Here is an 18,679-nt window from a genome sequence, read left to right on the forward strand (position 1 = left end):
AGACATTCTATTAATTGAATGTAGTTATGCTTCCAAAGCTGCTACACCCGGAAGTACTTTGCCTTCCATATACTCTAAAAGTGCTCCACCTCCGGTAGATACATAACTCACGCGATCTCCGAAACCTGCGTTGTTGATCGCCGAAGCTGAATCACCACCACCGATCAATGAGAATGCATCGTTTTCTTCCGTTGCAGCAACAACAGACTCAGCGATTGAATTAGTACCAGCTGCGAAATTAGGGAATTCGAAAACACCCATAGGACCATTCCATAGTACTGTCTTAGACTTTGCAATGATCTCAGAAAAGATTTTAATCGTTTCCGGACCAATGTCCAATCCTTCCCAATCGTCAGGTATATTACCGGCAGGTACTGTTTTACGTTCTGCATCATTACTAAATCCATCAGCAATAACGGTATCAACCGGCAAAATCAAATTAACACCTTTTTCTTTGGCCTTTTTTACAAGTTCAAGCGTAAGATCCTGCTTATCAGCCTCTAAAAGAGATTTACCGATTTTACCGCCTTGTGCTTTCGAAAACGTATAAGACATTCCGCCTCCGATGATCAGGTTATCAACCGAATCAAGTAATCTCTCTATGATTAATATTTTATCTGAAATCTTGGCACCACCCATGATTGCCGTAAACGGGCGTTCCGAATGACCTAAAAGTCTTTCTGCATTATCAAGTTCAGCCTGCATCACATATCCGCAAACTTTATCCTTGAAAAACTTGCCAATAACAGCTGTAGAAGCATGTGCCCTGTGTGCAGTACCAAATGCATCCATTACCCATACATCGCCCAGCTTTGCAAGCTTTTCTGCAAACCCTTCATCTCCTTTTTCTTCTTCTTTGTAAAAACGGAGATTTTCAAGTAGCAACACTTCGCCTGGTTCCAAAGCAGCAGCAAGCTCTTCCGCGCTCTCACCAATGCAATCATCTGCAAATTTCACCGTCTTGCCTAAAATCAGAGACAATGGATTTACCAGATGCTTTAAAGAAAATTTTTCAGTAGGACCATCCTTCGGACGTCCAAGGTGCGACATCAGGATCACTGCTCCACCTTCGTCCAGAATTTTGCTGATCGTAGGAATGGTAGCACGAATACGTGTATCATCCGTGATCTCAAATTTGTCGTTTAGCGGTACATTGAAGTCTACGCGAACAAGGGCTTTTTTGCCTGAAAAATTGTAAGAATCTAATGTTGTCATGGGCATGTAAAATTGTTTACCATCGAAAACAAATGTAAGTCAATTCTAAATAAAATACTACGTATTGCTTAAATGGCAAAATTTACATGGTAATAATACAATTTTTACCAAATATTTTTCAAAATGTGAGATTATTAAAATCTTGTCGAGATATGGTAAAAGATTGCCTCTCAGAGTGAAATAATGAAATCTGTATCAACTTAAAAATCTGAAACAACAGGAACGCAGAAGGCCTGTAAGTCTGTTAACTTTGTATTGTATGCTGATCATCCTTTGTTTCCTGCTGTGCTAAGTAACGAGTTCCCGCAAGATTTGCCCCCTAAATATTATCATGAGTACTTTTGCTATGTGATCAACTTCGTACGCAAGAGGTATTCAGGTATTTTAACCAGCGCGGAAGTCGGGTTTTTGGATACGTACGATGCGCTTTCAGAAGATGCTCAATGTCTTTTCATCAGATTCAGCAACCGTAGTAAGTCGTTCTTTAAAGTAAACAGCATTACCTATTCTGAAATATCGGATATTAATGCATCGCTGGAGGAGCTTTCTGACACACACTTTATCGAATTACTGTGTGAAGATCATACCGCAAGACTAGCGGAGGTGGTTGATCTTTTTACCAAAGAACAGCTGCTGCATCTGACTTCCCTGCTGAAACCGGAAGTGATGCCCGCCAAAAGTATCAGAAAACCGGATCTGGTACGCTGGATACTATATACTTACGATTTCAATACCCTTTGTACACTCATTTCACAATCTGAGCCAGTCATCAAAGTAGCCTACGAAGCGGAGGTGATGCTGATGAAATTCCTGTTTTTCGGAAACCGTTATGCTGATATGACAGAATTCGTTATCAGAGATCTGGGACATGTACGTTTTCAGTCCTTTGACGAATCACACCTTTCTATTCAGTTTGATACCCGCAAGGATGTAGACGATACCCTGATGATCGCACTCATGAAAGAAACTTTCGATGTGCTGAAGCAGGATCTTCCGCCTGAAGATATTTTTGATTGGTTTATGAACTGGCACGGAGGGAATAATGGCATGCTCAGCTCCAAGGCTCTGCCATCCTATAACAGCTTTGTAATGAGGGTCAGTGCATGGCTGGAACGAAAAAAAATGCGGTCACAGGCACTCAGCATTTACCAGCTCACCAATGATGCGCCCTCTCGCGAACGTCGGGTCAGATTGCTATATGCACTTGGCGAGATAGAAGAAGCGCTGGCACTGTGTGATGAGATAGCTGAAAACCCGCAAAATGCTGACGAGCGCTATTTCAGTCTTGACTTTTATGAAAGGATTGTTAATAAGAAAAAACGAATCATCAAAAGGACAACGCAGGCACTGAAAGCCGCTGACGCCATTGAAATTCCTATCATGTACCGGCATCAGGTAGAGCTAGGTGCCATTCATTATTACCACAGCCTTGGATACAATGCTGTTTTTAGTGAAAACGAACCCTGGAGGATGTTGTTTGGTTTGCTCTTCTGGGATATTATTTACGATACCAATGTGAAAGCCATTCACAATCCGTTGCAACGCGTTCCGAGCGACTTCTTCCTTCCTGACTTTTATAGCAAACGCTCGCAGCAGCTACGGGAGAGAATGCAAACTGCTCAGTCAAGGGATGCTATTGAAATGATTGTCAGGAATACCTACAATGAAAAGTATGGCATTACAAATGTACTTGTGCCCTGGTATGATGCGGGCCTGGAAAAAGTCATTACCCTTATATCATGGTTAAGTCCTGAACAGATTCATAAAATACTTTTTGAAGTCGCGCAGAACATGCGTGAGAATACGAGAGGCTTTCCGGATCTGATGGTATGGAACGAATCAGAATACGCTTTTATAGAAATCAAGTCTCCTACCGATCACTTGTCATCACGTCAATTGCACTGGCAACATTTCTTTGCTGAACATGGGGTAAGCAGCAGGATTGTGAGAGTGAAATGGATCAAAGAAATGTAAAATTTATCAAGGTATACAGTAAAGCCCTTCGATTAGAGGACCAAAGGGCTTTACTGTTGTTAATTCTTTGTTACTTCTTCTTTTCGACGACTTTGATAAATGGCCCTACAACACCTTTCTTTACAGTTGCTTTGTAATTCACTTTGTTCACTCCCTGCGGAAGGTCGCAGTTTCCTGCTACCACTATTTGAACTGATGAATAAACTGTTTTCACCCATGAAGGTATCTTGATATTAGCTTTCGCTATTTCATCATTGATATTCAATGTGGCAGGATCGCAATTTTCAACCTGAATTTTACCCAACAGATAGTATTTCGAAACAGTGTTTGGAACAGTATCAACCGGGCAAATACATCCTTCGCATGAAGTATTAGACTTTCCGTAAACTACGCGTTTCGTCTTCACCAATTTGTATGCATAAATTTCAAGATTGCACTGTTTGAAGCAACCAGGTTCTTTAATGATCAATGTATCCGGCTTTACAACTGAAAAACCTGTGGTACTCACCTCACTGGTACAGGAAGCACAATCAGACAGCAACTGACTGCTTACAGTAGCATAATACTGTCCCATTACCGGACGACCATTTTTGTCCAGGTACTCAGCCGGGAATGCCAAGGCATTGCCTTCCTGACACACCACAGAAGCAATAACCTTATCCTCGGCACCATTTAACTGATGAATCCGGGCCGTGAACGTTTCAGTCTTAGTCGTATCAGGGGTGGTTCTGCTTGCCCATGTGAGCAATATAGGTTCAGCGGCTGTTGTGTCTTTGGCAGTGCTGAATATATTTCCCTTAATTGACTGATCTCCCATCTTCCATTCCAGATCAGGAGAAACACACAATAAAGGAGGTGTCGGGTCTTTTCTGACAGGTACATCCCGTACGAAGTTTCTACGCATTGCAAGTCCGGCGCTGAAACCGCCATGCTTTCGCTGGTAAGGATAGATCGTTGCCCCAGGGAAAATGTAATCCATTTTAGTCCTGAAACCGAGTGCTTCCACACCCCATGCCCAAAGGCCGTTTTTACTTGGAACAAAAAATCCCAGAGTAGCCAGCAAGCCGGCATGATAGCGTTTATCACTGGCTGTTACTGAATAAATATTATTACCTGTTGCGCGGTCATAGATAAAAATTGCAGCAGGTGTGGAGCGAAAGATTCCCCCTCTTACGGATGCTTCCAAAAATGGAGACCGCGGCTTCTTTGTAAAGTTGAAATTCAGAACAGGCCCCACGGCAAAGTAATGGTCCTCGGAAGATCCTTTTCTGATAACAGCATCGCTTACTCCCGCTTCTGCAACGATCCGGTCTGTAAATTCATTGATATCCTTTCTGAAAAAGAAGTTTTGCAAACCTGCTACTGCTCCAAGTCCGAATTGCACCCGTGAAGGCTTGGTTTTCGATCTGAAGAAATAATCTGCATTCAACGCTGCATTGAAACCTATTCCATTAAACAGCGATTTATCGCGGTACTTATTCGAATTGAAGGTTCCTTCCCAGCTTCCGCAAAAAGCCACTGCCGGACCAATAAAACCGCCAACACGCCACGGACTAACTTTGCGTTCAACCGCGAGCGTATCGCACCCACCGGGTGTATTACAATTTGAAGTGGGCGTCTCCTGAGCCATCACGCTGTAGCTGAACAGAAAACTGCATACTAAAAACAATAACCTGAGTAAAGGATTTGTAGTCATAGAAATGTGTATAGATTTATGAAAGGTAAAAAGTGTGCATATAAGAAAATTTAAACTTACTACACCCGAAAAGGTGGCGCTAACCCTTGAGACTATAAATCTTACAAATGGTAACAGCCAATTCGCATTTATTTGAAAAAAAATTGTCACACGTATGATGCCATGTATACCCCAGAAAATCCGTAGTAAAATATGGACATAAAAAGTACATTTCTATGATATTCCGAGGCTGCAATTTATTTTCAAAGACCGTTTGTTATCTTTCGCCTACATTACATATTCATTCAATAAAACCCATTTCGATGAGGCTTAAAAAACTACTGCTTGTCGCGGCAATCATTGCGGGACTGAGCACCGCTCACGCACAAACAAAACCGGATGACGTTAAGACCTTTACGCTTGCAAATGGAATGAAATTCCTTGTATTGGAAGACCATTCCATTCCCACTGCCAATATGTACCTGTTCTGGAAGGTGGGGTCAAGAAATGAAGTACATGGCATCACCGGGCTTTCCCACTTCTTTGAGCACATGATGTTTAATGGTTCAAAGAACTACGGACCCAAGCAATTCGACAGGGTTATGGAAGCAAATGGTGGCTCCAATAATGCTTATACGACTGAGAACGTTACTGTATATACTGACTGGTTTCAGAAGGATGCGCTGGAAACGATTTTTAAACTGGAATCTGATCGTATCGCATCACTCAGTATAGATCCCAAAATGGTGGAAAGTGAAAGAGGTGTAGTGCTGTCTGAAAGAAGTACGGGACTTGAAAACAGCAACTATCGCATGCTTGGTGAGCTCGTACAGTCAGTGGCATTTCAAGAGCACCCGTATATGTTTCCGGTGATAGGATTTGAATCTGACATCAAAAGCTGGACTCAGGAAGACCTGGAGAATTACTTCAAAACCTATTATTCGCCTAATAATGCGACCGTGGTGATTGTAGGTGATATACAGGCAGATCAGGTACGCAAACTGGCCGATCAGTATATGGCTCCAATCCCTGCACGTGGATTACCTCCTAAAATCCGTACGATCGAACCTCAGCAAAACGGAGAAAGAAGAGTGAATGCCTATAAAGACATTACCACTCCAAACGTTTTGCTTGCCTACCACACGCCTCAAACTGGCCATGAAGATTATTATGCTCTGGATTTGTTCAGCAGTTTGCTTACCTCAGGTAACTCTTCCCGGCTGATCAAATCGCTGGTGATGGACACTACGATTGCATCGCGTGCATTCTCTTTTCTGGGCGAAGGTTTCGATCCGAACATCTTTAACATATATGCGATTGCCGGCAAGGGAGTAACCGCACAAGACCTTGAAAAAGCATTGCTGGCTCAGATAGACCTGATCTTAAAAGAAGGTGTTTCTGACAATGAACTACAAAAGGTGAAAAATCAAAAACTGATGGAATTTTACAGATCATTGGAAACCATCAATGGAAAAGCCAACAGCATGGGAACATACGATGTGTTCTTCGGTGATTATAAGAAGATGTTTGAAGCGCCGAAACTTTATGAAAAAGTAACAACAGAGGACATCAAACGGGTTGCAGGAAAATATTTCACAGAAAGAAACAGAACAGTGGGTTATCTGCTTCCTGAAAAAAGTTCTTCGAAATAAAGTTCAAATCTGAAACTGACAGCATTCGCTGCTGATAAAAATTGATATCAATGAAAAAAATATGCGCTATACTGTTTGCCATCATGCCGCTGTTTGCCATGGCACAGAATAATTTCAAAGTACCTAAATACGAAAAATTTAAGCTCAAGAACGGACTTACTGTATATTTGATGGAACAGCATGAAGTTCCGCTTATTAATGTTTCTGCCGTTTTCGATGCCGGCTCTATTCAGGACAGTGACCGCTACGGAATGGCGTCCCTGACCGCCGACGGATTGTTATTCGGCACGAAAAAATATACAAAGTCTCAGATTGAAGAAATGACGGACTTTGTAGGAGCAAACTTATCTACCTATGCTTCGAAAGACAACGCAGGTCTTGTATCCTCATTTGCGGTGAAAGACCAGGACAAACTTTTCGATATCATTCAGCAGGTATTATTATTCCCGACGTTTGATGCCACGGAGTTCAACAAACACAAAGAAAGAACATTGCTTGAACTGGATCAGCAAAAGGAAAGTCCGCGATCTGTAATAGGCAATTATTTTAATGCCCTTGTTTTTAAGAACTTCCCTTATGCCACACCAGGTGGAGGTATCAAATCGACAGTTGAGAAAATCTCAGCCGAAGATGCGACTGCATTTTACAAAAGCAATTACACGACCGGAAAAGGTGCGATTGCTGTTGTAGGAGATTTTAAGACTGCCGATATGAAAAAGCGGATCACAGCGCTTTTTGGTAACTGGAAAACAGCGGATGCCAGAATGGTAAAACGTGTAGCGCCGGATCTGGAATTTGATAAAAGCAGGGTATTACTTGTTAACAAGGATGACGCCCGTGAAACCACGTTCCTTATCGGTGGAAAGGGCGTAGATTATAATTCCCCCGACTATGTGCCTGTCATTGTGGTGAACACAATCCTCGGCGGACGTTTCACATCATGGCTAAATGATGCGCTTCGTGTAAATTCAGGCTTGACCTACGGAGCCAACAGCCGTTTTGCCCGTTACAAATATGCAGGAACATTCGCAATCAGCACTTTTACAAAAAACGCAACCACGGTACCAGCCATAGATATGGCGTTAAACGTGCTTGACAGTTTGCATACAGCGGGAATAGATGAAACCACACTCGCATCGGCAAAAGCCTATGTAAAAGGAGATTTCCCTCCTGACTATGAGTCTGCCGGTGCCTTGGCCCGTTTGCTGACAGATATGTTCGTTTTCAATTTTGACGAAAATTATATCAATACCTTCCAATCCAAAGTAGATGGACTCACAACTGCTCAGGCAAAAGAAATCATTGGTACCTATTTCCCAAAAGATAAACTGCAGTTCGTATTGGTAGGGAAAGCAAGTGAAATCAAGGATCAGGTGAAGAAATATGGAGAGATCACGGAAAAACAGATCAAAGCAGAAGGTTTTTAAAATCGCTTTCTGATAGATACCAACCCGGAAGAACAGGCAACTGACTTCCGGGTTTCTTTTTTATAAAACAGTAGGTTTCGAATTCTCTTTCTTTTTTCAGCAAGATCTTAACCTTTAACTCATACCTGAACAATGAAAGGAAAAAAGCTGTGTCTGATGCTGATGAGTGCCTTACTCAGCAGCGCTGCCTTTGCACAAAAACCACTTTACACCAAACCTATCGGGCTGCAGGCTTACACCTTCCGGGGCAGCTGGCCGAAGGGTATCGAAGCTACACTCGATACGATTAAATCCCTGGGTGTTACCGAAATGGAAGGCGGCCCGATCAAAGGAATGGAAACGGCAGAGCTCCGTCGCCAGCTTGATAAAAGAGGAATCAAAATGGTTTCCATCGGAGCAGATTATAATGAATTGGCTAAAAGTGCTGAACAAACCATTAAAAATGCGAAGATACTGGGAGCCAAATACGTGATGGTTGCCTGGATTCCTCACGATAAAAGTGGTTTCACGCTGGAAAATGCAAAGAAAGCTGTAGCTGATTTCAATCGCGCCGGAAAAACATTAAAGGAAAACGGCATCACATTGACGTACCACAATCACGGTTACGAATTCGTTCCTTATCAGGACGGAACCTTGTTTGACTACATTGTCAAAAATACAAATCCCGAATATGTATCCTTCGAAATGGATATTCTCTGGACCGCATTTCCGGGGCAGGATCCGGCAGCGCTTTTGAACAAATATGGTAAACGCTGGAAACTGATGCACCTGAAAGATCTGAAGAAAGGCGTGAAAGGAGATCTGACAGGTAACACTCCAACTACGAATGACGTCGCTCTTGGTACAGGTTCAATCAATATTCCTGCTGTATTGAAAGCTGCGAAGAAAGCAGGAGTTGAGCACTACTTTATTGAAGACGAAAGTCCCTCCTATCTCAAACAGATTCCTGTCACTATCAAATACATCAAAAGTTTGAAAGAATAGTTGATATTTTCTCAATGAAAAAGCAGAATTTCCGGATCACATGTATTCAGAAGATTCTGCTTTTTTATTGTCATACACTTACGGAAAACGTACCACAAACATCTGACATACAACCTTTAACAATTCACTTGTCATTAAAGCAATGATTTATATGAATTTACAATGTCGGTGCTTTTTCACTTTTGAATATGATTATTTTAGGGAAGTCGAATAATATACGTTCTCAATCTTCACTCCCATTTATGAAAAGAATTTATCGAAAAACGATCGGTGCACTCCTTGTGTCAACCGTTCTCTTTAATACCTCAGATGCTCAGTCCATTATGGGATTTGGTTCTGAATCGGCAAAAAAACAGCTTGAACTCGAAACGGCTTTTGACAAACAGATCCAAACCAGCAATCTGAAAGATTGGATGAAACGTATGACTGCCCGGCCCCATCAGCTGGGATCCGCGTACGGATTGGACAATGCCCTGTTCATTCGTGACAAACTCACCTCCTGGGGATTCGAAGCGCATCTGGACACGGTACAAGTGCTGTTTCCCACACCCAAAGTAAGGATTCTGGAACTAACCGAGCCAACTAAATTCAAGGCATTATTGAATGAAAAGGCTGTTAAAGAAGATGCTACTTCCGGACAAACAAAAGATGTTCTCCCTCCCTACCATGCGTTTTCTGCGAATGGCGACGTCACTGCTGAACTTGTTTTTGTAAATTATGGAATCCCGGAAGACTACGAGGAACTTGCTAAATTAGGCATTGATGTAAAAGGCAAAATTGTGATTGCCAAATACGGAAATTCATGGCGCGGTATCAAACCGAAAGTGGCCTATGAAAAAGGCGCGATTGGCTGTATTATTTATTCTGATCCAAAGGAAGACGGATTTTTCCAGGGCGATGTATACCCGAAAGGACCTTTCAAAAATGAAACCGGTGCGCAAAGAGGTTCGGTGGTAGATCTTCCGCTAGCTCCCGGCGATCCGCTCACCAATGGATTCGTAGCCAGTGCAGAGAATAAACGGCTCTCTGTTGAAGAGGCGCCAAGTATGATGAAAATTCCGGTACTGCCTATTTCTTACGGGGATGCATTGCCGCTTTTGAAAGCACTGGGCGGACAGGTTGCTCCCGCGAGCTGGCGGGGTGCGCTACCGATTACTTACCATATCGGCCCGGGGCCCGCAAAAGTACACCTGAAGCTTGAATTCAACTTCGATATTGTGCCTGCTTACAATGTCATTGCAACGATCAAAGGAAGCGAATTCCCCGACCAGTGGGTAGTACGTGGCAACCACCACGATGCCTGGGTATTCGGAGCGAGCGATCCTGTGAGTGGAGCCGTAGCCGAAATGGAAGAAGCACGGGCAATAGGTGAATTGCTTAAAACAGGATGGAAACCAAAACGTACCATTGTTTATTGCTGGTGGGATGGTGAAGAACCAGGGTTGCTGGGTTCAACAGAGTGGGTCGAAAAGTATAAGAATGACCTGTCAGCCAAAACGGTTGTGTATGTCAATACAGATGGAAATGGTCGCGGGTATCTTGGAGCAGGCGGATCGCATACGCTGGAAAAGTTTATTAATCAGGTAGGCAGAGATGTGACTGACCCTGAAAAAGGAACGAGTATCATTGACAGACTACGTTCCAGAACAATTATGAACGGCAGTCCTACGGCAAAAGCAGAAGCGCGTACCCGCAGCGATTTGCGGATTGGCGCGCTAGGTTCCGGTTCTGACTATACGCCATTTATACAACACCTTGGGATTGCGTCTCTGAACCTTGGTTTTGGTGGGGAAGACATTGGTGGCGATTACCATACCATTTATGATTCTTATGATAATTATGTTCGCTTCAAAGACGGCGATTTCTTGTATGGAAAAGCTTTAGCACAAACTGCCGGCCGGGCCATTATCCGGTTTGCCAATGCAGACGTACTTCCGTTTGACTTTGACAACTTTTCAAATACTGTCAACATGTACGCTACTGAAGTCAAAAAAGAACTTGAAAATGTACGTAGCAAAGCGACAGATCACAATAAATTGCTGGGAGAGAAACGTTTTGAGGCAGTTGCCGATCCAAAGGAACCATTCGTGAAACCGCTCCTATTGGATGTAGCTCCATTTATGAATTTTGCTCCTTTGGAAAATGCATTAACCGCTTTAGAAAAAAGTGCTACTGCTTATTCTAAATCACTATCTAACGCAGACAAGTTGCCGGCAGATAAGCTTGCAAAACTGAATGAAATCCTTTTCAAAACGGAAAGACAACTGATTAATCAGCAAGGTCTGCCACGAAGACCATGGTACAAACATCAGATTTATGCACCGGGTTTTTATACAGGATATGGTGTAAAAACTTTGCCTATGATTCGCGAAGCAATAGAACAACGTAACTGGGCAGAAGCTGAAGAAGGGATCAAACGTGTAAGCGAAAATCTCAAAGCCTTTACAGCTGAAATTGATAAAGCTACAGCACTTTTGAAATAGAAAATCTTTGTTTCATTTTGAAAAAGAATCCCCAATGTCCGGCTTATCGAGTCATTGGGGATTCTTTTAAGAGTAGTTACCAGCCAGGGTTCTGGATCAGATTTTTATTTCTGTCAATCTCTGATTGCGGCATTGGAAAAAAGTAATAGGCTTTCTTGAAAACACGTGTTTCAAAAACCTTCCGCTGATAGAATTCCGGATCGTTCACACTTTTTCCTCCGTCTACATTCATGCCATAAAATGGTCCTGCGTCAGTCTGTTCTGCGATTTTCCAGCGACGGGTATCAAAGTACCTTTGGTATTCAAATGCAAGCTCCACCTGACGTTCATTGCGGATTTCTTCTCTCATTTGTGCCTGCGTCAGTCCGGCAGCCAGGCCCGGAATACCCGCTCTTTCCCTGATCAGATTGACATACTTCAAAATATCAGGATTAGTTGGCTCAATTTCATTCAGCGCTTCCGCATAATTGAGATAGAACTCTCCCAATCTGAACATAACCAACGGACGACGGGAATAACGGTTGATACGTGGATTAGAATTCGGATCTACATTTTTCCTAACCAGATAACCCGTAGCCGAATGATCATAAGACCCTGCTTTGCCGGTATTGCCGGTATTAAATAACTCGACAGTTTTAACACCGTCTGAAGTGTTCATCCACTGACTTCCATTATAAACCACCGAAACATAAAACCGCGGTTCACGCTTAGTCCACATATTGTATGTACCCGCTTTGGTGTATTTATCATCAGCAGTGGAAAATCCTTCTTCTACGTATCCTGAGCCAGCTTCCTTGATATTTTTACCATTTGCCATGTGATAGGCGTCCACCTGATTTTGTGTCACTCCAATACCGCTCCATCCGCCTCCAAAACGCGGAGCAGCGTGGCGTTCCCAATCTTGCAGATTGTTATCAACTCTTGCAAATATGATTTCGCTGTTCCATGGTGTGAGTAGTATATTTTGACAAGACAAATAAGGATCAAAGACGCCTGCTGAATTATTCTGCTTAAATAGCGAAAATCGATTCAAGTCTATAATTGCTTTAGAGGCATCAGCCGCTTGTTTCCATTTTGTGGCATCATACTGCTGACTGATCAACTTTTTGCCATCAGCATTGCTCATGCCGGCCAGCTCGGTGTTGCCATTGTACAAAGGACTCGCAGCGTATAGAAGCAATCTGGCTTTAACCGCACTTGTAAATGCTTTGGTCATTCTGCCATACTCCCGATCCTGTCCATACCATTCAGGCAGATCGTTTCCAGCTTTGTCCAACTCGGAAACAATGTAGCTGACACATTCATCGAAAGAACTTCTTGCAATCTGCAAGTCTTGCAGGGGTTGGTCAGGAGGGATCACCTCATCTCCGGGCAGGATCACCACCGGACCATATTGACGAAGCAGGCAAAAATAGTAATACGCCCTCAACGCTCTGGCTTCAGCGGTATATTGCGTAATGAGCTGCTTTCCTTCCGGCAACCTTAAAATCTCGGCATTTTCTCCCACCCGTTGCATAAAATAAGTTGCCGTACGAATTCCCTGATAATAATGAGTCCAGAAATTGAAGAAATTAGAAGTAGCGTCCCAACTACCAATATTTGCAAAATAGGTATTGAAACCATTTCTAGCCCAAGTCATATCTGCTTCGTCAGACATACCCGTCCATGGATTCGCTTCCCACTGATTTGCCTCATCCCTTACGTAGGAATATGCTCCATACAGATAACGTTCTGTTTCAGTACGACGCTGAAAAACCTGATCTATCGTGAGCCTGTCGTCGGGAACCTGATTAAGAAAATCTTCACTGCATGAAGATAGGCTTGCAATAAGCAAGAAAGTAAATATTACTTTTTTCATCATTAATGATTGTTTCATTGGTCAGAAATTGAAATCAATACCCACGTTGTAGCTGGTGAGGTTGGGATAGGCTGCTCCCCGCCCATCGCCTAATTCGACATCCCATAACTTAAATCTACTGAACGTCATCACGTTATACCCAAGCAGATAAATTCGCGAACTCTTCACACCAATCGCTTTAAACCAGTTAGATGGAAACTTGTAAGCCAATTCAAGATTTTTCAATCTAAGATAACGGCCATTTTGTACCCAACGAGAGCTCGTTCTGTAGTTCATATTTTCATCTCCAAAAGTGAGACGTGGATAAAAGGCATCCTGATTTGGATTTTCGGGAGTCCATCTGTCGGTGATCTGCGATAAGAGATTACCACGGTTCCCCCCTTGCTGAAAGGGAACAAACCCTTCTCCTCCCAATAAAATATCAACATTACCTATCCCCTGAAAGAAGGTAGCAAGGGAAAAGTTTTTGTATCCCAGCGTCAATCCGAATCCGTATACAATTTCAGGAATTGAACCAAAGCCGATAGGCATCTCATCAAAAGCATCAATCTTCCCATCGCCGTTGATGTCCCTGAACTTCACATCTCCTGGCAATACCTTGCCTACCTGTGTAGCATGCGCCTTAATTTCCTCTTCTGATTCAAACAGTCCGTCTGCGATAAGGCCAAAGCGTTGTCCTATCTTCTGCCCTTTTCTTTCCAGCCATGGATATTTCCACGGCGGCAAATCATCCTGTATTACTTTGTTTTTTGCGTATGTAAAAGTACCCCGCAGTCCTAAATCCAACTTACCGATCCGCTTGTTGTATTCAATTGTCCCGTCCAGACCTTTGTTTTCTGTAATCCCCAAATTCCCGTACGGATTATTTCTCAAACCCAATGTCGCCGGCAATGATGACCTGCGAAGAAATATACCGTCTCTGTGTTCTTTAAAATAATCCAGTTGTACATACAAGCCATTATTCAGCATACGCAGGTCAAGCCCGAGGTTTGTCTTGGTTGAAACCTCCCAGCTCACACTTGCTGCATATTCAGCGATATCAAGGCCATCCAGCTTATCATCATAGGATTTACCAAATGTATAGGAACTGTTATTATTCACCGTAGAGATAAAACCAAACCGTCTGCTGTTATTAGGGTCGATGTTACTGTTACCCGACTGACCGTGAGAGAATCTGAACTTCAACAGTTGAAATGCATTGGCGAGTGGTTTAAAGAATTTTTCCTCGGAAGCGACCCACCCCAAACCTATGGATGGAAAAAAACCATATCGTCTGGATGGCTCAAAATTCTCAGACCCGTTATAACCAAAATTGAATTCCATCAAATAACGATCCGCAAAAGAATACGTACCCCGACCAGCCACACCTCTGTTACGGAACGGAAGTGAGAGAATAAAATCATCCGCAAAACCCGGCACCTTGTCCGTTTGATTGTAAAGTAACATCAAACCCAATCCGTGTTTTTCCCAGTTTCTGTTATAATTAAGAGCACTTTCCGTATAAAATTGCCGATCACCGCTATTGGTTCTGGAATACCCCAGATATTCACTCCCGATTCTTGTTTGATTGTATACCAGGTCTCCCGCTTCATTTCTTCCTGTTGCCAGCCAGTTATCCGAAGTTTTGGTTCTCCTTAAAGTGTGTTGATTATAAGCATCGAACGAAAACATGGATGTAAAGCTTAGTCCTTTCAGCCAGAACCCCAGATCCTGATTAACCCGGATATTCGACAAAAGCTGGTTGCGCCACTCAGACACGTATCCAGATTGCGTGAGCTGATCATAAGGATTTTGAACGGAAGAACCCGCCTGAAGACCTGCAATTTTCCCATCCGGATATTTGACGGGATAAATCACGGGCGGAGCCTGCATAGCCGATCCGAAGATATCATTGGTACCGGTTCCGGGAAAATTGCCGTTCATGATATACCCCTGTATACCCAGGCTTAGCTTTGTAGTTTTGGTCAGATTCAGGTTTACATTGGAAGTGAAATTATACCTGTCCGTTTTTATAGCAGAATTGTAATTGGCCAATCCATCTGTTTTAAACAAACCTGCTTCGCTGAAATAAGACGTTGATATGTAGTAATCCGCATTCTCAGAGCCGCCTGTAATGTTGAAATTGACCCGGCTGTTCTTTCCATACTTATTAAAAATTTCATCAAACCAGTTGACATTGGGATACAAATATGGATCCTCCCCACTTCTGGTTTTATCAATCGCTTCCTGCGAATAAGATACAGGATTCCCTCTTGTAGACTTCGCCTCATTCACCATTTCCATGTATGTAGCACCATCTACAAACTTAGGCAATCTGGTAAAGGAAGTAACTCCCTGACTCAAACCTACATTAATTTGTGGTGGACCGGCTTTTCCTCTTTTGGTGTTAATGAGAATGACCCCATTGGCCCCTCTCACTCCATATACAGCGGTTGCTGACGCATCCTTAAGTATTGAAAAACTCTCGATATCCTCCGGATTGATGTTCGCAAAATCGCGCTGTACACCATCCACCAATACTAGCGGACTTGTTCCGGTAAACGTAGATACTCCGCGAACCCAAAGGGATGCATTGTCATAACCGGGCTCTCCGCTTCGTTGTACAGAAATAACACCTGAAATCCGACCTGCAAGTACTGTGGTAAGATTCCGTACCGGTTGCTTAAGGTCTGCAACAGAGATGGTCGACTGTGCCCCGATCGTAGTGATTTTCCTTTGTGTACCAAAACCTACAATGACCAATTCCTCCAAACCTGCCGCGTCCTCAGCCAATTCTATTTCATAGCTGGTTTTTTCTCCTACAATCTCCTCTTTACCTAAATAGCCAATGAATGAAAACACAAGCACTTCACCTTTTTCAGCATTGAGCTTAAATATACCATTTGCATCTGTCGTCGTTCCTTTCGTCGACCCTTTGATTGTTACAGTTGCCCCTGGTAATGCCACTCCTTTTTGATCCTTCACCACGCCCGTAACTTCTGCGAGCAGGATATTTTTATGCTCTACAAGGACTGCTTTCTCCGGTACGATTCGGTTATTCTGCTTTTCCTGTTCTCTTTCCACGATGGCGATCTGCCTGCCATTGATTTTGTAATCGAGCCGACTTCCTTGTAATGCTTCGTCCAGAGCACGGGTAACTTTTACATTTTCCAGGTCCAGATTTACTTTCAGTCCAGCAGCTTTATCGAGCAGGTTATCTTTGTAAAAAATTCTGTAATCGGTGTTTTCGCGAATCTGGTTAAAAAGTGTAGTTAAATTGCCGTTCTTAATTCTAACGCTCATTCTTCCCTTCTGGGAATATCCGGTGGCATGTACGCCCATCATCCCTATACATAACAGCACCACTGTCAATTTCATAATCCTGATTAATTTTTGTGGGTGGAATTCTCCCAAAGGGCAATACCCTGAGTGGTCAAATTTTTTCATAAATTTGAATGGACTTTTGTTGAACACAATTGTTTAAAAATCACTTGCTTGCCGGCAAGTGTACTCTAACGGAAGACGTTGCCGCGTCTTCCGTGTTTTTTTATTCAGATGCTGTATCTTTCTTCTCGAATATGAACCTCCTTTCCGATTTGTGGTATTGTAATGATGTAGCATTTGCCAGGCTGACTACCGTTTGGTCTATATCGTCCTGGAGATCCAGTGAGCCAGAAAATGTTTCTATTCCGAGTTCCTTGTCACTGAGGACCATGTCGTAATTGTAGTACCGGGAGAGCTTTTTGAAAACTTCATACAAGGGTTCGCGATTGGCTACCAGGTATCCGTCTTTCCAGGAGATATATTGGTCTACATCCACCTCACCAATTTTTGCGCGTTTGGATACTCCATCATATACCGCGCGGGTACCAGGTAACATTCTGCTTTTTTTACCTCCCCAGAATGAATCTTTAGCAGTAAGTAGTTCTATACTTCCTTTTGTCAATACAGCAGATATCTTTTTATCATCTCCATAAGCGCTTACATCAAATTCAGTTCCCAATACTTTGATATCCATGCTACTGGTCTGAACATAAAAGGGTCGTGTGATATCATGGGCCACGGAAAAGTAAGCCTGGCCGTCGAGATATACTTCCCTTTTGCCTTTTTCAAATTCGGATGGATAAACAAGTCTGGTACCTGAATTCAGCCAGATTTTTGTACCGTCGGTCAATGTTATGGTTGATCTTTTACCGTAAGGCACAACCAATGTATTCAGACCATACTTCTGAGCCGGACTCACATTTTTCTCAACCTTGGATGAGTCAATTCTGATCACTTCATGCTGATAGACAACATCAGAATTTTCACCCTTTAAATTGATCGTTCGGGAATCTGCCAGCATGAGTTTTGTCTCTGAAGATTCAACAGAAGCTATATCGGCAGCCTGCTTCATGCGATTAGCAGCAGTATATTTCAACACGCTGTAACCTATTCCTACAGAGAGAAAAATAGTCAAGACTGCGGCAATCCGATACCAGAAAATTGTCCTGACGGAGCGTCTTTCACTGGAATCGTCTTCAATGTGAACATATCCGACAATACGATTCCAGAGTTGATCTTTTTCAGCAACCGTTAATTTTTCCTGAGGTAGAGATTGAAAAAAGAGTCTGGCATTATGGAGGGTTTTACTATCAGGACCTGGTTGATCCGGATTATCTCCATCTTTGGGCAGTCTGTCGTGATCTTCGTCTTTCATTAGAAACTATGTTTTCCTGAAAGAGAAGGAAGATGACAAAATATAGACTTCTAAAATGATTTTTTTTAATAAAAAGAAGATATCAACTCTAACATGCCCACAAAATCAGCAAGATAGCACTGACTTCCAGCTTACCACGAAGTTCCTTGATGGCACGATATACAAAAGTTCTGCAAGTAGGCACCGAAATTTGCATCATGGAAGCGATTTCTTCGTAATCCAGATTATGCGTGAATTTCAAATAGAGGATCTCTTTTTGTCTTTCAGGAAGTTTATTGATTTCCTGAGCAAGGGTTTGCAGCATTTCGCGCTGTCTTTCATCACTGATAATCTCCTGCTCAGCACTGAACGAAAAGCCGGATACCACCTTATCATCCAAATCCCACTCATTCAGGCTGAAAATGGCCGCCTTCTTGCTCGCAGTGTGAAGTTTTCTTTTGAAGCTTTTCAGGAGGTAATAACGTACATTCACTTCCCTGGCCAGACCATCTCTGTAATGATGAAGGTCAATAAAAAGATCGTGAATACAATCCTTAACCGTTCCCTTATCTGATGTATAACGAAGGCCAAATGCATATAACATATCCGCATATCTGTCGTAAAGCCTGCTGAATGCAGCCTGGCTCCCGGAGGCAAACAGCTCCCACAGTTCGATGTCAGATTCGTTTAGGACCATCAGTTGCAATGGTAGTTCAGCGGTTATAGGTTCAGATGCTTCAAAAATGATGCTAAT

The 18,679-nt window shown here is 42.8% G+C and carries 11 protein-coding genes; 5 read left to right on the forward strand and 6 right to left on the reverse strand.

What is annotated here, in order from left to right; genetic code table 11:
• Nucleotides 1-24 precede the first annotated feature (24 nt).
• Entirely contained in the window at nucleotides 25-1,215 is a 1,191-nt protein-coding gene (locus AC1XUE_RS07985) for a phosphoglycerate kinase (RefSeq protein WP_483355408.1), read from the reverse strand.
• A gap of 285 nt (nucleotides 1,216-1,500) precedes the next feature.
• Between AC1XUE_RS07985 and AC1XUE_RS07990 the strand changes: the two genes are divergently transcribed.
• Nucleotides 1,501-3,189: a VRR-NUC domain-containing protein gene (locus tag AC1XUE_RS07990; RefSeq protein ID WP_483355409.1), complete on the forward strand. Its 1,689-nt coding sequence runs from the start codon at nucleotides 1,501-1,503 to the stop codon at nucleotides 3,187-3,189.
• A gap of 70 nt (nucleotides 3,190-3,259) precedes the next feature.
• Here AC1XUE_RS07990 and AC1XUE_RS07995 read toward each other — a convergent pair whose 3' ends face one another.
• A complete protein-coding gene (locus AC1XUE_RS07995; protein ID WP_483355410.1) occupies nucleotides 3,260-4,885 on the reverse strand; it encodes a hypothetical protein in 1,626 nt (541 codons plus the stop codon).
• 302 nt (nucleotides 4,886-5,187) lie between these two features.
• Between AC1XUE_RS07995 and AC1XUE_RS08000 the strand changes: the two genes are divergently transcribed.
• The 4 genes from AC1XUE_RS08000 to AC1XUE_RS08015 all read left to right on the forward strand — a co-directional run bounded on the left by AC1XUE_RS08000 (nucleotide 5,188) and on the right by AC1XUE_RS08015 (nucleotide 11,410).
• Nucleotides 5,188-6,516, forward strand: a complete 1,329-nt coding sequence (locus AC1XUE_RS08000; protein ID WP_483355411.1) for a M16 family metallopeptidase — start codon at nucleotides 5,188-5,190, stop codon at nucleotides 6,514-6,516.
• Between the two features lie 50 nt (nucleotides 6,517-6,566).
• Complete coding sequence (locus AC1XUE_RS08005; protein WP_483355412.1) at nucleotides 6,567-7,943, forward strand: M16 family metallopeptidase; 1,377 nt, start codon at nucleotides 6,567-6,569, stop codon at nucleotides 7,941-7,943.
• 132 nt (nucleotides 7,944-8,075) lie between these two features.
• On the forward strand, nucleotides 8,076-8,927 hold the full coding sequence (locus tag AC1XUE_RS08010) for a sugar phosphate isomerase/epimerase family protein (RefSeq protein WP_483355413.1): 852 nt from the start codon (nucleotides 8,076-8,078) through the stop codon (nucleotides 8,925-8,927).
• A 242-nt stretch (nucleotides 8,928-9,169) separates the two neighbouring features.
• Nucleotides 9,170-11,410 carry a M28 family metallopeptidase gene (locus tag AC1XUE_RS08015; protein ID WP_483355414.1) on the forward strand — a complete coding sequence of 747 codons (2,241 nt, stop codon included), beginning with the start codon at nucleotides 9,170-9,172 and terminating at the stop codon, nucleotides 11,408-11,410.
• 76 nt (nucleotides 11,411-11,486) lie between these two features.
• On the opposite strand, the gene AC1XUE_RS08020 is transcribed toward AC1XUE_RS08015, so the two are convergent.
• From AC1XUE_RS08020 to AC1XUE_RS08035, 4 genes are all read right to left on the reverse strand, one after another.
• Entirely contained in the window at nucleotides 11,487-13,286 is a 1,800-nt protein-coding gene (locus tag AC1XUE_RS08020; RefSeq protein ID WP_483355415.1) for a RagB/SusD family nutrient uptake outer membrane protein, read from the reverse strand.
• A gap of 3 nt (nucleotides 13,287-13,289) precedes the next feature.
• A complete protein-coding gene (locus AC1XUE_RS08025; protein WP_483355416.1) occupies nucleotides 13,290-16,694 on the reverse strand; it encodes a SusC/RagA family TonB-linked outer membrane protein in 3,405 nt (1,134 codons plus the stop codon).
• A 100-nt stretch (nucleotides 16,695-16,794) separates the two neighbouring features.
• A complete protein-coding gene (locus tag AC1XUE_RS08030) occupies nucleotides 16,795-17,946 on the reverse strand; it encodes a FecR family protein (RefSeq protein ID WP_483355417.1) in 1,152 nt (383 codons plus the stop codon).
• Between the two features lie 88 nt (nucleotides 17,947-18,034).
• Complete coding sequence (locus AC1XUE_RS08035; protein ID WP_483355418.1) at nucleotides 18,035-18,622, reverse strand: RNA polymerase sigma factor; 588 nt, start codon at nucleotides 18,620-18,622, stop codon at nucleotides 18,035-18,037.
• Between the last annotated feature and the right edge of the window lie 57 nt (nucleotides 18,623-18,679).

The sequence above is a fragment of the Dyadobacter sp. HNCC25DJ187 genome (genome assembly GCF_056895255.1).

Coding starts and splice junctions, on each gene's coding strand:
- AC1XUE_RS07985 (WP_483355408.1), bottom strand. CDS start 1,215: ATGACAACATTAGATTCTTACAATTTTTCAGGCAAAAAAGCCCTTGTT.
- AC1XUE_RS07995 (WP_483355410.1), bottom strand. CDS start 4,885: ATGACTACAAATCCTTTACTCAGGTTATTGTTTTTAGTATGCAGTTTT.
- AC1XUE_RS08000 (WP_483355411.1), top strand. CDS start 5,188: ATGAGGCTTAAAAAACTACTGCTTGTCGCGGCAATCATTGCGGGACTG.
- AC1XUE_RS08005 (WP_483355412.1), top strand. CDS start 6,567: ATGAAAAAAATATGCGCTATACTGTTTGCCATCATGCCGCTGTTTGCC.
- AC1XUE_RS08010 (WP_483355413.1), top strand. CDS start 8,076: ATGAAAGGAAAAAAGCTGTGTCTGATGCTGATGAGTGCCTTACTCAGC.
- AC1XUE_RS08015 (WP_483355414.1), top strand. CDS start 9,170: ATGAAAAGAATTTATCGAAAAACGATCGGTGCACTCCTTGTGTCAACC.
- AC1XUE_RS08020 (WP_483355415.1), bottom strand. CDS start 13,286: ATGAAACAATCATTAATGATGAAAAAAGTAATATTTACTTTCTTGCTT.
- AC1XUE_RS08025 (WP_483355416.1), bottom strand. CDS start 16,694: ATGAAAAAATTTGACCACTCAGGGTATTGCCCTTTGGGAGAATTCCAC.
- AC1XUE_RS08030 (WP_483355417.1), bottom strand. CDS start 17,946: ATGAAAGACGAAGATCACGACAGACTGCCCAAAGATGGAGATAATCCG.
- AC1XUE_RS08035 (WP_483355418.1), bottom strand. CDS start 18,622: ATGGTCCTAAACGAATCTGACATCGAACTGTGGGAGCTGTTTGCCTCC.